Origin of the sequence: uncultured Aquabacterium sp. (assembly GCF_913773725.1) — a bacterium.
GTDB lineage: Bacteria > Pseudomonadota > Gammaproteobacteria > Burkholderiales > Burkholderiaceae_C > Aquabacterium.
In genome coordinates this window covers 36,864-50,370 of sequence record NZ_CAJYGK010000100.1, presented here as the reverse complement: position 1 = coordinate 50,370, position 13,507 = coordinate 36,864, and the positions used below count along the sequence as shown (strand labels likewise).

The following is a 13,507-nucleotide window of genomic DNA, read 5'->3' as shown; positions in this document are numbered from 1 at the left end:
TCCTGTTGTGAACGCCCCTTCTCGCGCCCCATCCACCGAGTCGCCGACGCTGTCTGCGCCCGGGCCGCTCGCCGACGACGCGATCTCGCAGCTGGCTTCGCTCACGGCCCAGCGCGACCGTGAACTGCTTGACGTTTCGCTGGCGCAGGGGGTCCTGGAGCTGCTCGGGGCGGTCAGTGTCGGGGTGTACCGCCTCGTGGGCGCCGAGACCGATGCCAAGCACTGGCTGTGCAGCGGCCTGGCGCGGCGAGGCCAGCTCACCGTGAGCGACCCGGTCTGGGCCGACATGGACGCCCTGCCGGCCCAGGAGCGCTTTCCGTTGCGCCTCGAGGCGCTGGAGATCCGCGCTGCGGTGCAGTCGGTGCTGCCCGCCAGCCCGACCGTGCTCAAGGAAGGGCGCTATACCTGCGTGATGCCGCTGCTGGCCGAGATCGGCATGCCGGGCGTGCTCGAAGTCCGTTCCGAGCTGGCATTGACGCCGGAGTCGCTGCGGCCCATCCAGACGCTGCTGCGGGTCTTTGCCAACTTCCAGAGCCTGCTCGAGTCCAGCCAGCGCGATGCCCTCACGGGCCTGCTCAACCGCCAGACCTTCGACACCACCTTCCTCAAGGCGTCGATGCCGGTCGTTCCGGCGGGAGGGCCGGGTGGCCTGCCGGCGGACCCCGAACGGCGCCAGGGAGCGGCCACCGGCTACTGGCTGGGTGTGATCGACATCGACCACTTCAAGCGCGTCAACGACGGCTACGGCCACCTGATCGGCGACGAAGTGCTGGTGCTGGTGGCCCGCATCATGCGGCAGACCTTCCGACACTCGGACCGGCTGTATCGCTTCGGTGGCGAAGAATTTGTCGTGCTGCTGCGCGGCGGCACGGAAGCGGATGCGCTGGGAGCCTTCGAGCGCTTCCGCTTGCTGGTCGAGGGCTATGCCTTCCCCCAGGTGGGCCGTGTCACCGTGAGCGTCGGGTTCACCGAGGTGCAACTGCAGGACACGCCGAACGCGGCGTTCTCACGGGCAGACCAGGCGGTCTACCAGGCCAAGCACCAGGGGCGCAACCGTGTGGTCGGCTTCGAGGCGCTGGTGCGCGCGGGCCTGATCGGCAACGGCCATCCCCACGTGGGCGACGTCGAGCTGTTCTGATCCAGCGCGCGCCGCTCAGGCAGATGTGCGCCGGCGTGCCGTCGACCGGGTCGCCGGGCCTTTCGGGGCGGCCGTCCCGTCCTTCACCACCGCAAAGCGTGCCAGGGTCTCGGCCCGGGCTTCGTCGTGCTGCACGACGGGTTGCGGGTAGTCGCGACCCAGCACCACGTCCTGCGCCGCGGCCAGATCGGCAGGGCGGGCCAGCCAGGGCGCATGCAGAGCGGCATCCGGCAAGGCAGCCAGTTCGGGCACATAGCGGCGGATGAAGCGCCCCTGCGGATCGAACTTCTCGCTCTGGCTGACCGGGTTGAAGATGCGGAAGTAGGGCTGGGCGTCGCAGCCCGTCGAGGCTGCCCATTGCCAGCCGCCGTTGTTGGCCGCCAGATCGAAATCGAGCAGCTTTTCGGCAAAGTAGGCCTCGCCCCGGCGCCAGTCGATGCCGAGGTCCTTCACCAGGAAGCTGGCCGTGACCATGCGCAGGCGGTTGTGCATATAGCCAGTCTGGTTCAACTGACGCATGGCGGCATCCACCAGCGGGTAGCCGGTCCTCCCACCGCACCAGGCCTGGAAGTGGGCCTCTGCCCGGGCGCCGTGGGCCCATTTGATCCGGTCGTACTCGCGCTTGTAGGCGTGGCCCACCACGTGCGGATGGTGGTGCAGGATCTGGTGGTAGAAATCCCGCCAGATCAGCTCCGACAACCAGGTTCGGGCGCCTTCCGAGCCCGCCTGCATGCGCTCCCAGGCCAGCCCGGCAAGCTGCCGCACCGACACCGTCCCGAAGCGCAGGTGCGTCGACAGGTAGCTCGGGCCCTTGATGCCGGGAAAGTCGCGCGTCTCGTCGTAGCGGTCGATGCGCGTGAGGAAGTCGTCGAGCAGGGCCTGCGCCCCGTGCATGCCGGGCGCCACCTTCAGCTCGCCCGGGTCCTCGAAACCGATTTCGGCCAGCGTCGGCACGCGGGGCGCTCCCACGGCGCCCACCGCTTCGGGAATCACGGCCAGACGTGCGGCAAAAGGCGCGATGGGGTAAGGCTTGACGTAGAACGGATCGAGCTTTTTCAGCCAGGCGTTCTTGTAGGGCGTGAACACGCCGTAGGGCGAGTCGTTCCCAGTGAGCACCTCGTTGCGCTCGAAGATCACATGGTCCTTGGAGGTGTACAGCGCCACCCCCAGGTCGCTCAGCCGGCCGCGTACCCGGGCATCGCGCTCGAGCGCGCTCGGCTCGTCATCATGGTTGGCGTACACCGCCTGCACGCCGAGTTGCGCCGCCAGCGCCGGGATCACCTGGATCGGGTTGCCGTGGCGCACGATCAGCCCTGCGCCTTGCCCGCTTGGCTGGGGCTGTCCTGTGCGGGCGCCCGTGGCCAGCGCCGCCAGCCCGGCGTCCAGTTCCACCAGGCTCTCGCGGATGAAGGCCACCCGGCGGTCGGTTCGGGGCAACGGCGCGAGGATGGCCTCGTCGAACACGAAGACACACCACACCTTGCGCGCGGCTTTCAAGGCGTGAAACAGCGCGGCGTGGTCCTGGCAGCGCAGATCGCGGCGGAACCAGACGAGGGCAGACTCCAGGTGTTTGCTCATGGCAGGGTGGCAGGGACGAAGACAGGGCAGGACTGTGACACGCCGGCAGGCCTTTTCAGACCAGGCGGCGCACCTGACCCCGGGACGACTAAAATCCGGACCATGTCCGAAGGCGCCGCATCCCCGATCAATCTGACCAACCAGTTCCTCATCGCCATGCCCGGCATGGTGGACGGCCATTTTGCCGGGACGGTGGTCTACCTGTGCGAGCACACCGAAAAGGGGGCGCTGGGTCTGGTCATCAACCGCCCGATCGAAATCGACCTGCGCCACCTGTTCGAGAAGGTCGACCTCAACCTGGACCGGGATGACCTGGCGAGCACGCCGGTCTACTTCGGTGGGCCGGTGCAGACGGAGCGCGGCTTCGTGCTGCACGAAAGCCTGGACGAGGAGGGCGGGCATTACAGCTCGTCCATGAAGATCGAAGGCGGGCTGGAGATGACCACTTCGCGCGATGTGCTGGAAGCCATTTCCAATGGCGCAGGCCCGCGCAAGGTCTTCATCACGCTGGGTTATGCCGGCTGGAGCGCCGGCCAGCTGGAAGACGAGATCTCCCGCAATGGCTGGCTGACCGCCCCGGCCGATCCGGACATCATCTTCGATGCCCCGGTCGAGGAGCGCTACGACCGCGCCCTGTCGCTGCTGGGCGTCGACCGTCATTTCCTGATGGGCGAGGCCGGGCACGCATGAGCGGTCAGGCCACAGGCCCCGCGCGGGGCCAACAGGGCGTCGCCGCAGGCGGCGTCCAGACGTTTCTCGCCTTCGACTACGGACTCAAGCGGGTCGGCGTCGCCACGGGCAACTCCTACACCCGCCAGGCCCAGCCGCTGCGCACCATCGCGGCCGAAGGGGCGGCTCGGTTCGAGCAGATCGCGGCGCTCGTGGCCGAGTGGCAGCCTCACGCGCTCGTCATCGGTGTGCCCTACCATCCCGACGGCGCCGAGCACGACAATACCGTGCGCGCGCGCAAGTTCGGCCGTCAGCTGAGCGGGCGCTTCCACCTGCCGGTGCACGAGGTCGACGAGCGCTATTCCACGACCGAGGCCATCGCCGGGGGCGCACGCGACCTGGATGCCGCCTCGGCCGCCATCCTGTTGCAGCAGTTCTTCAACGACCTTTCTTCCCGCACGGAGCAGCCCACGTGAGCGCCACCACCCCGTCCCTGACCCTCGACGCCGAGGCCCTGTACACCAGCCTGCTGGCCGGGGTGCGCCGCCTGGTCACGCCCGACACCGTGCTGGTGGGCGTGTGGTCGGGCGGGGCCTGGCTGGCCGAGCGCCTGCAGAAGGACCTGGGCCTGGCCGTGCCGCATGGCGTGATCTCGTCGGCCCTGCACCGCGATGACTTCGGCTCGCGCGGCATGGCCCTGGGCAAGGATGCCACCCACCTGCCGTTCGAGGTCGAGGGCCGCCACATCCTGCTGATCGACGACGTGATCTACACCGGCCGCACCACCCGCGCCGTGATCAACGAGCTGTTCGACTTCGGCCGCCCTGCCAGCGTGACGCTGGCCGTGCTGGTCGACCGAGGAGGGCGCCAGCTGCCCTTCGAGCCGGCGCTGTCTGCCGCACGCATCACGTTGCCCGACAGCGAGCGCGTCGCCCTGGTCCGCGACGACAACGGCCGCTTCCAATTCCATTTCGAGAGGGTTTGATGACCATCCGTAGACCCCAACGCAACCCGCAGCTCAACAGCAACGGGGAGCTGATCCACCTGCTGTCCACCGAAGGCCTGCCCAAGGCCATCATCCACCAGATCCTGGACACGGCCGAGCAGTTCCTGAGCGTCAACGACCGCGAGGTCAAGAAGGTGCCGTTGCTGCGCGGCAAGAGCGTGTTCAACCTGTTCTTCGAGAACAGCACCCGCACCCGCACCACCTTCGAGATCGCGGCCAAGCGCCTGTCGGCCGATGTCATCAACCTCGACATCGCGCGTTCGTCGGCGTCGAAGGGCGAGAGCCTGCTCGACACCATCGCCAACCTGAGCGCCATGGCCGCCGACATGTTCGTCGTTCGCCATGCCGAATCCGGTGCGCCCTACCTGATCGCCCAGCACGTGGCGCCCCATGTGCACGTGGTCAACGCCGGCGACGGTCGCCATGCGCACCCCACGCAGGCGCTGTTGGACATGTACACGATCCGGCACTACAAGAAGGACTTCACCAACCTGACCGTGGCCATCGTGGGCGACATCGTGCACTCGCGCGTGGCCCGCTCCAACATCCACGCGCTGACCACGCTGGGCGTGCCCGAGGTGCGTGTGGTCGGCCCGCGCACACTGGTACCCGGTGACCTGCGCGAGATGGGCGTGCGCGTGTGCCACAGCATGGAAGAAGGCATCAAGGATGCCGACGTCGTCATCATGCTGCGCCTGCAGAACGAGCGCATGAATGGCGGCATGCTGCCCAGTTCCGGCGAGTTCTTCAAAGAGTTCGGCCTGACCGAGGCCAAGCTGGCGCTGGCCAAGCCCGACGCCATCGTGATGCACCCCGGCCCCATCAACCGTGGCGTCGAAATCGACTCCGCCGTGGCCGACGGCAAGCAGAGCGTGATCCTGCCTCAGGTCACCTTCGGCATCGCCGTGCGCATGGCCGTGATGTCCATCCTGGCTGGAAACGAAGCATGAAGATCCTGATCAAGAACGGCCGTCTGGTCGACCCCGCTTCCGGCCTGGACCAGGTCGGTGACCTCGCCATCGCTGCGGGCCGCATCACCGCCATCGGCCAGGTGAATGCCGATTTCGCGCCCGACCGCACCATCGACGCTTCGGGCCTGATCGTGGCCCCCGGCCTGGTCGACCTGGCTGCACGCCTGCGCGAGCCCGGCTACGAGCACGAAGGCATGCTGGAAAGCGAACTGGCGGCCGCCGCGGCCGGCGGCGTCACCAGCGTGGTCTGCCTGCCCGACACCGACCCGGCGCTCGATGAGCCCGGCCTGGTCGAGATGCTCAAGCTGCGCGCCCGCAAGCTGAGCCGCTGCCGCCTGTTCCCGCTGGGCGCGCTCACCCGCGGCCTGAAGGGCGAGAACCTGACCGAGATGGCCGAGCTGCACGAGGCAGGCTGCGTCGGCTATTCGCAGGCCGAGGTGCCCATCCAGAACACTCAGGTGCTGCAGCGCGCGCTGCAGTACGCCGCCACCTTCGGCTACACCGTGTGGCTGCGCCCGAACGACGCCTGGCTGGGCAAGGGTGTGGCCGCCAGCGGCCCCGTGGCCACACGCCTGGGCCTGTCCGGCGTGCCGGTGGCCGCCGAAACCATTGCCCTGCACACCATCATCGAACTGGCCCGCTCCACCGGTGCCCGGGTGCACCTGTGCCGCCTGTCGAGCGCCGCGGGCGTCGAACTGGTCCGCCAGGCCAAGGCCCAGGGCCTGCCGATCACGGCGGATGTCAGCATCAACTCGCTGATGCTGACCGACCTCGACATCGGCTACTTCAACCCGGCGATGCGGGTGAGCCCCCCGCTGCGCCAGGGCCGTGACCGAGATGCCCTGCGCGCCGCGCTCGCCGACGGCACGCTGGACGCGCTGGTGTCCGACCACACGCCGGTCAGCGAAGACGAGAAGACCCTGCCGTTCGGCGAAGCCGAGCCGGGGGCGACCGGTCTGGAGCTGCTGCTCAGCCTGGCTCTGAAGTGGGCTGGCGCCGACGAGCACGACACCCCCGATCCGGAGCGCCTGCGTCGCGCGCTGGCGGCCGTGACCCTCGGCCCGGTGAAGGTGCTGGGCGAAGCCATCGGCTCGCTGTCCAGCAGTGCAGGGCGGCTGGTGGCCGGCGGCGTGGCCGACGTGGTCGTGTTCGATCCGGCGGCCCGTTGGACCGTCCAGCCCGATGCCCTCGTCAGCCAGGGCAAGCACACGCCGTTCGCCTTCAAGGACACCGGCTTCCAGATGGCCGGGCGCGTGTGCCTGACCCTGGTGGCCGGGCAGGTGGCACACGAAGCGGCCGACGCCTGATGCGCTGCGCCCCTGCGCGGTGGAGCCCGTCATGACCGTGCCTGCTCGTCCTTTGCCCGTGTCTCCCGCTCCCCGCATCACCGTGGCGGGGATGGCGCTGGCGCCCTTGCGCTTGCTCGGCGTGCTCTGCCACGTGATGTGGGCCCTGCTGGTGGCGTTCACCGTGTGGAACCGCTACAGCGTCGCTCGTCGCCGCGCCTTCACCATCCGGTGGTCTGGCCGCCTGCTGGCGCTGCTTGGCGTGCGCCTGGCGGTGCAGGGCCAGGCCCGTCCGGGTGGCAAGCTGATCGTGGCCAACCATGTGTCGTGGCTGGACATCGTGGCCATCAACGCCACCGAGCCGTCGCGCTTCGTCTCCAAGGCGGAGGTCGGCCAATGGCCGGTTCTCGGGCGTCTGGTCACGGCAGCCGGCACGCTCTACCTCGTGCGTGAACGCCGGCGGGACGCCATGCGGGTGCTCGGTCTGATGGCCAAAGCCCTGCGCGAAGGTGACACCGTTGCGGTCTTTCCGGAAGGCACCACTGGCACGGGCCACGGCGTGCTGCCGTTCCACCCGAATTTGTTCCAGGCCGCCATCGACGCCGATGTGATCGTGCAGCCCGTTGCGCTGCGCTTCAGCGACGCGACCCACGCCATCAGCCCGGCCACCGCCTACGTGGGCGACACCACGCTGCTGCAGTCCCTGTGGTGGGTGGTCACGGCCCGCGGTCTGACGGTGCACGTGCACGTGCTGCCCCCGATGCGGGTCACGCATGCCGACCGGCGTGCGCTGGCCGAGCAGGTCCAGACGCAGGTCGAGGAGGCCATTGCGCCCGGTCGACCGTGAGAAATCACCCGTAAAACGAACGATCGTTCGAATCGGTGGCTTTTGTCACACCTCTTCGGAGTTTCACGACTCAAGATCCGCTTCACAGTGGCGATACGACATCACGCCTTGTTTCAAAAAGAAAGACAAGCGTCGTGTCGTCTCGCGGCCAGCCCGTGAGAGATCCACCCACCTCTCGTCACTGAGGAGCTATCCATGACTCACTTCAGGTTCGTCCGCCTGCCGGTCACCTTGGCCGTGCTTGCGGCCTGTGCCACGGCGCACGCCGACTACACCTCGCCGGACGGTCAGTTCCGCCTGTCGGGCTTTGGCACCCTGGGGGCATCGCGCTCATCCACGAACGATGCGCTGTTCAACTACCCTGGCCAGGGTGGCGGCGCTGACAAGAAGGCCAGCCTGAACCCGGACAGCAAGATCGCGCTGCAGGGCACGTACAAGTTCACTCCCTCGCTGTCGGCCACGGCCCAGCTGATGATGAAGTACGACGCCGAGGGCGAATACGTGCCGAACCCGGAATGGGTGTTTGCCAAGTGGCAACCCGCATCGGGCCTGAGCCTGCGGGCCGGTCGCATGGGCGCGCCCTTCTTCATGGTGTCGGACTTCCGTGACGTGGGCTATGCCAACACCACGGTTCGCCCGAACCTGGACGTGTACGGGCAGGTGCCCGTGAGCTACTTCGACGGTGCCGACGCCGCCTACCAGATGGACGTCGGCAGCGTGACCGTGACGTCGACGCTGTGGGCCGGTAATGCGAAGTCGGACTTCGCGAGCGCACTGCGCCGCAATGGCGCCGCGGTCCCGCCCACCGAGGTGCGCATCGACAACGCCGTCGGCCTGAACGTGCTGGCCGAGCTGTCGTCGGGTTACGCGCTGCGTGTGGGCCACATGCAGGGCAAGCTGACGACCAAGTCGGCGCTGGCACAGCAGTTGATCGACGGCGTGAGCCCCGCGCTGGGCGCGGGCGGCGCCACCGCCGCGGCAGCCCGGTCCGTGATCGACGCCGTGACCACCGACGACACCCGCGCGACCTTCAGTGGCATCGGCTTGACCGTCGACCGCGACAACGTCGTGGCCGCGGCCGAGTTCACCAAGCGCAAGGTAAAGAAGGGCTACATCGCCGACACCACGGGCTGGTATGTCCTGGGTGGCTATCGCATCGGTGCGTTCCTGCCCTATGTGTCGTTCTCCAAGCTCAAGGTCGATGACCCCAATGCCGCCATGCCGGCCGGTGCCAGTGGCTTCGGTGCACCCGTGGTCGCCGGGGTCCAGGGCATCCTGAACACCCAGAAGATCAGCCAGCGCACCACCAGCGTCGGCGTGCGCTGGGACGTGATGCGCAATGTGGCCCTCAAGGCCCAGTACGACCGCGTGAGCAAGCCTGCGAACTCCAACGGTTTGTTCCTGGTGGCCGATCCAGCCACGGCCTCGGGGCAGTCCTTCCTGAACAACAAGAAGGACGTCAATGTGTTCACGGTCTCGATGGACTTCGTGTTCTAAGCCGGAAGGGAGCAATCACATGACAACCAAGTTCACCCTTCAGACCCTGCTGGTCGCAGGCTTGCTGAGCGTGGCTCAGTTCGCCGCGGCCGAAGTCGCCGTGATCGTCAACCCCAAGAGCCCGCTGGCGTCCATGACGGCCGACCAGGTCTCGTCCATCTTCCTGGGCAAGAGCGCCACGCTGCCGTCCGGCGGCACGGCTGTCCCCACCGACCTGCCGGAATCGAGCGCGGTGCGCGACCAGTTCTACAGCAAGGCGGCCGGCAAGACCTCGGCGCAGGTGAAAGCGACCTGGGCCCGCTTGACTTTCTCCGGAAAGGCCACACCTCCGAAGGAACTGGGCAGCGCAGCCGACGTGAAGAAGTTCGTGGCGTCCAACCCGGACGCCATCGGCTACATCGAAAAGTCGGCGGTGGACGGCACCGTCAAGGTCGTTCTGACCATCGACTGATCCACCCGATGACCGCCCCCGGCCTCTCCCCTGGCCGGGTGGCGGTCTCTTGTTCTCGGACAAGGTCATTCACGCAGGGGCCCCTACAATCTTGCCTCCCGCTGAAAGGTCCTTAGATGTCCGATTTCCTGTTTTCCGGCGCTCTGCACGATGGCCTCGTGCAGTGGGCCATCCACGGTCTGCTGAACGCCTCATGGTGGCAAATCGTGGCGTTCACGCTCATCGTCACCCACATCACGATCGCTTCGGTGACGATCTTTCTGCATCGTGCACAGGCGCACCGGTCGCTGGACCTGCACGCGATCCCGTCGCATTTCTTCCGTTTCTGGCTGTGGCTGACCACCAGCACCGTCACCAAGCAATGGGTGGCCGTGCACCGCAAGCACCACGCCAAATGCGAGACCGCCGAAGACCCGCACAGCCCCGTGGCCCACGGCATCAAGAAGGTGCTGCTGGAAGGCCGTGAGCTCTACCGCGATGAGGCCCTGAAGGCCGAAACCCTCAAGAAGTACGGCCACAACACGCCGGACGACTGGCTCGAGCGCCACCTCTACACCCCGCGCAACAACTGGGGCCCGATCGCCATGCTGCTGATCGACCTGGCCCTGTTCGGCGCCATCGGCATCACCGTGTGGGCCGTGCAGATGCTTTGGATCCCGATCACCGCGGCCGGCATCATCAACGGCCTGGGCCACTGGTGGGGCTACCGCAACTTCGAGGCGCCCGATGCCTCCACCAACATCTCGCCCTGGGGCCTGATCATCGGTGGCGAAGAGCTGCACAACAACCACCACACCTACCCGACGTCCGCCAAGCTGTCGGTCAAGCCCTACGAGTTCGACATCGGCTGGGGCTACATCCGCGCGCTTGAAATCGTCGGTCTGGCCAAAGTGCGCAAGACCCCGCCGCGCCTGCAACTGGGCGACATCAAGCCCGTGGCCGATGCCAAGACCCTCGAAGCCATCGTGGCCAACCGCTACGAGCTCATGGCCGGCTATGCCCGCGAGGTGCGACGCGCCTGCCGTGCCGAGCTCGCCCGCCTGAAGGCGACCGGCGAAGAATCGGCAGCGGGTCAGCTGCAGCGTGTGCGTCACTGGATGCACCGCGATGTCGAGCAGATGCCCGAGGGCATGCCTCAGCAGGTCGCCGAGGCCCGCGCCGCCCACCCCAGCCTCGACAAGCTGATCGCCATGCGTGAAGAGCTGCGTGCTCTGTGGACCCGCACCAACGTCTCGGCCGAGCAGCTGGTCGCCGACCTCCAGAACTGGTGCCATCGTGCCGAGGAAAGCGGCATCCAGGCCCTTCAGGAGTTCTCCCGCAAGGTGCGCGCGGCGCACGCCTGAGGCTGCACGAACGGCGACTGGGCTGGCTCAGGCCATGATGTTCAGCCCGCCGTCGATGTAATGCGTGGCGCCAGTCAGGTGCCGCGCCAGCGGGCTCGCCAGGTGCGCGCACGTCATGCCCACATCCAGGATGTCGACCGGCTCGCCCAGCGGGGCCTCCGCCACGGCGTGGGCCAGCAAGACATCGAACTCCTTCAGGCCTGATGCGGCCCGTGTCGCAATGGGACCGGGCGAGATCGCGTGCACGCGGATGCCCCGAGGGCCCAGCTCATAAGCCAGGTAGCGGCATGCCGACTCCAGTGCGGCCTTGACCGGGCCCATCAGGTTGTAGTTCGGCACCACCTTGTCGGCGCCGTGGTAGCTCATCGCGAACAGCGTTCCGCCATGTGTCATCAGCGGCACGGCGCGCCGTGCCAGCCGCAGAAACGAGTGGCACGAGATGTCCATGGCCTGCGCGAAGCCCGCCGCCGAGCTCGACAGCAGGCCGCCCTGCAGATCGGCCTTCGGCGCAAAGGCGATCGAATGCACGAGCAGGTCCAGGCGTCCCCAGCGCGCTGCAATGGCGGCGAAGACGGCATCCAGCTGGGCCTCGTCCGTCACGTCCAGCGGCAACAGCAGCTCGGCCTCCACCGACTCCGCCACAGGGGTGACGTGCGGTCGCGCCTTCTCGTTCTGATAGGTCAGTGCCAGCGATGCGCCGCACTGACGGAATGCGCGGGCACACCCTGTAGCGATCGAATCCTGGTTGGCCACGCCAACAATCAGGGCCTTCTGGCCTTGAAGCAGAGAGGGGGGCAGTGTCGGGTCCATGGGCAGCGGCGGAAGAGATGCCGCATGTTGCAGCGCAGCACCCCTGTGGCGCAAGCCTGACCGTACGCCGCGATGGGGCATGCGGCCTTTGCCACAGCCATGAAAAAAACCCACCGAGGCCGAGGCCAGGGTGGGCTTTGTGAAGCAGGTGCCTCGTGCTGATTACTTCAGCTTCACTTCCTTGTACAGGACGTGCTTGCGGGCCTTGGGGTCGAACTTCATGAATTCCAGCTTTTCGGGCGTGGTCTTCTTGTTCTTGGCCGTGGTGTAGAAGTGGCCGGTACCCGCAGTGGATTCCAGCTTAATCTTTTCGCGTCCGCCTTTAGCAGCCATGGTTCATCTCCAAATCACAGTTCGCCACGGGCGCGCAGGTCAGCCAGGACCTGATCGATGCCCACCTTGTCCACCAGACGCAGGCCGGCGGCGCTGATGCGCAGGCGCACCCAGCGGTTTTCGCTCTCGACCCAGAAGCGGCGGTACTGCAGGTTGGGCAGGAAACGACGCTTGGTTTTGTTGTTGGCGTGGGACACATTGTTCCCGACCATCGGGCCCTTGCCCGTGACTTGACAGACGCGTGCCATGACGCTTCTCCGTTCGCTGTATGCGCTTGTGTTGCGATTTGGTGACCAGAGCAGGGCTGCCCGGGCTGCCGCTTGGCAGCCTTCCATGCCTTGGTGGTTCACCCTTCCGACGTCTCTGCGCACCGTGAGCAAAGCTCGGATGGCGCCCAGTCGTTTCGGGACGAAATTGGCAAAACCGAGATTATAGCTGGATTCTGCCGCCTTGGCAAAGATCAGTTTGTGCCCTGCTGTTCCAGGAAGCGTTGGGCATCCAGTGCGGCCATGCAACCCGTGCCGGCGCTGGTGATCGCCTGGCGGTACACGTGGTCCTGCACATCGCCTGCGGCGAACACGCCCGGCACACTGGTCATGGTCGCAAAGCCTTCGTGCCCGCCCTTGGTGAGGATGTAGCCGTCCTTCATCTCCAGTTGACCCTGGAAGATGTCCGTGTTGGGGTGGTGACCGATGGCGATGAAGCACCCCTTGAGCGCCAGCTCGGTCGTGCTGCCGTCGTTGACGTTCTTGAGGCGCACGCCGGTCACGCCGGTCTGGTCGCCCAGCACCTCGTCCAGCACATTGAACAGGTGCAGCTCGATCTTGCCGGCGGCCACCTTCTCCTGCACCTTGTCGATCATGATGGCTTCGGCGCGGAACTTGTCGCGGCGATGGATCAGGTGGACCTTGCTGGCGATGTTCGACAGGTACAGCGCCTCTTCGACGGCCGTGTTGCCGCCACCGACCACGCACACCACCTCATCGCGGTAGAAGAAGCCGTCACACGTGGCGCAGCCGCTCACGCCGCGGCCCATGAAGGCCTCTTCGGAAGGCAGGCCCAGGTACTTGGCCGAAGCCCCGGTTGCGATGATGAGCGCGTCGGCCGTGTAGGTGCCGGCGTCGCCCTTGAGCGTGAACGGGCGCTTCGACAGGTCGACCGCGTTGATGTGGTCGAACACCATCTGGGTGTTGAAGCGCTCAGCGTGTTGCAGGAAGCGCTGCATGAGCTCCGGGCCCTGCACGCCGCTTGCGTCGGCAGGCCAGTTGTCCACCTCGGTGGTCGTCATCAGCTGACCGCCCTGAGCCAGGCCCGTCACCAGCGTGGGCTTGAGGTTCGCGCGCGCGGCGTAGATGGCCGCGGTGTAGCCCGCCGGGCCGGAGCCCAGGATGAGAACTTGGCTGTGTTGCGGGGTCGTCATGGCGTTGCCTTTCATTGTCTGTAGCTGAACTGTGACGGCGGCTGCCGGTTAATCCGGGCTTGCGCTCCTCGTGGGAGTGCATAAAGTGCTAAAAACTGCCGCACGCGTGCCGAAAATTGTAGAGACGGTTGTATGTCACACGTGCCCCCAGGTGATTT

At 66.9% G+C, this 13,507-nt stretch carries 15 protein-coding genes; 10 read left to right on the top strand and 5 right to left on the bottom strand.

All coding sequences use genetic code 11. The annotated features are described in order from the left end of the window. Positions 1-7 precede the first annotated feature (7 nt). Positions 8-1,138, top strand: a complete 1,131-nt coding sequence (locus QZ709_RS12045; protein WP_294637543.1) for a GGDEF domain-containing protein — start codon at positions 8-10, stop codon at positions 1,136-1,138. A 15-nt stretch (positions 1,139-1,153) separates the two neighbouring features. Here QZ709_RS12045 and QZ709_RS12040 read toward each other — a convergent pair whose 3' ends face one another. Beyond that, positions 1,154-2,716: a deoxyribodipyrimidine photo-lyase gene (locus QZ709_RS12040; protein WP_294637542.1), complete on the bottom strand. Its 1,563-nt coding sequence runs from the start codon at positions 2,714-2,716 to the stop codon at positions 1,154-1,156. 102 nt (positions 2,717-2,818) lie between these two features. Between QZ709_RS12040 and QZ709_RS12035 the strand changes: the two genes are divergently transcribed. The 9 genes from QZ709_RS12035 (at position 2,819) to QZ709_RS11995 (ending at position 10,786) form a co-directional block, all read left to right on the top strand. Then, positions 2,819-3,406, top strand: a complete 588-nt coding sequence (locus tag QZ709_RS12035) for a YqgE/AlgH family protein (RefSeq protein ID WP_294637541.1) — start codon at positions 2,819-2,821, stop codon at positions 3,404-3,406. Further along, positions 3,403-3,861, top strand: coding sequence for a Holliday junction resolvase RuvX (gene ruvX, locus QZ709_RS12030; RefSeq protein WP_294637540.1), 459 nt, complete (start codon positions 3,403-3,405; stop codon positions 3,859-3,861). The genes QZ709_RS12035 and ruvX overlap by 4 nt, the downstream gene beginning before the upstream one ends. Beyond that, positions 3,858-4,370: a bifunctional pyr operon transcriptional regulator/uracil phosphoribosyltransferase PyrR gene (gene pyrR / locus QZ709_RS12025; RefSeq protein WP_294637539.1), complete on the top strand. Its 513-nt coding sequence runs from the start codon at positions 3,858-3,860 to the stop codon at positions 4,368-4,370. Before ruvX ends, pyrR begins: the two co-directional genes overlap by 4 nt. Then, the gene (locus QZ709_RS12020; protein ID WP_109037205.1) at positions 4,370-5,341 is read left to right on the top strand and encodes an aspartate carbamoyltransferase catalytic subunit; all 972 of its coding nucleotides are present in this window, start codon (positions 4,370-4,372) and stop codon (positions 5,339-5,341) included. Before pyrR ends, QZ709_RS12020 begins: the two co-directional genes overlap by 1 nt. After that, complete coding sequence (locus tag QZ709_RS12015; protein ID WP_294637538.1) at positions 5,338-6,669, top strand: dihydroorotase; 1,332 nt, start codon at positions 5,338-5,340, stop codon at positions 6,667-6,669. The genes QZ709_RS12020 and QZ709_RS12015 overlap by 4 nt, the downstream gene beginning before the upstream one ends. Before the next feature lie 31 nt (positions 6,670-6,700). After that, the gene (locus QZ709_RS12010; protein ID WP_294637537.1) at positions 6,701-7,495 is read left to right on the top strand and encodes a 1-acyl-sn-glycerol-3-phosphate acyltransferase; all 795 of its coding nucleotides are present in this window, start codon (positions 6,701-6,703) and stop codon (positions 7,493-7,495) included. A gap of 195 nt (positions 7,496-7,690) precedes the next feature. Continuing rightward, positions 7,691-8,992: a hypothetical protein gene (locus tag QZ709_RS12005; protein ID WP_294637536.1), complete on the top strand. Its 1,302-nt coding sequence runs from the start codon at positions 7,691-7,693 to the stop codon at positions 8,990-8,992. A gap of 19 nt (positions 8,993-9,011) precedes the next feature. After that, positions 9,012-9,443: a hypothetical protein gene (locus tag QZ709_RS12000; protein WP_294637535.1), complete on the top strand. Its 432-nt coding sequence runs from the start codon at positions 9,012-9,014 to the stop codon at positions 9,441-9,443. A gap of 116 nt (positions 9,444-9,559) precedes the next feature. Continuing rightward, complete coding sequence (locus QZ709_RS11995; protein ID WP_294637534.1) at positions 9,560-10,786, top strand: fatty acid desaturase; 1,227 nt, start codon at positions 9,560-9,562, stop codon at positions 10,784-10,786. A gap of 27 nt (positions 10,787-10,813) precedes the next feature. Here the strand turns inward: QZ709_RS11995 and fabI are convergent, their stop codons facing one another. The 4 genes from fabI to trxB form a co-directional block, all read right to left on the bottom strand. Continuing rightward, complete coding sequence (gene fabI / locus QZ709_RS11990) at positions 10,814-11,596, bottom strand: enoyl-ACP reductase FabI (protein ID WP_294637533.1); 783 nt, start codon at positions 11,594-11,596, stop codon at positions 10,814-10,816. Positions 11,597-11,758: 162 nt separating this feature from the next. After that, a complete protein-coding gene (gene rpmG / locus QZ709_RS11985; protein WP_109037199.1) occupies positions 11,759-11,929 on the bottom strand; it encodes a 50S ribosomal protein L33 in 171 nt (56 codons plus the stop codon). A gap of 14 nt (positions 11,930-11,943) precedes the next feature. Beyond that, positions 11,944-12,177 carry a 50S ribosomal protein L28 gene (gene rpmB, locus QZ709_RS11980; protein ID WP_294637532.1) on the bottom strand — a complete coding sequence of 78 codons (234 nt, stop codon included), beginning with the start codon at positions 12,175-12,177 and terminating at the stop codon, positions 11,944-11,946. Between the two features lie 212 nt (positions 12,178-12,389). Next, positions 12,390-13,349 carry a thioredoxin-disulfide reductase gene (trxB, locus tag QZ709_RS11975; protein ID WP_294637531.1) on the bottom strand — a complete coding sequence of 320 codons (960 nt, stop codon included), beginning with the start codon at positions 13,347-13,349 and terminating at the stop codon, positions 12,390-12,392. Between the last annotated feature and the right edge of the window lie 158 nt (positions 13,350-13,507).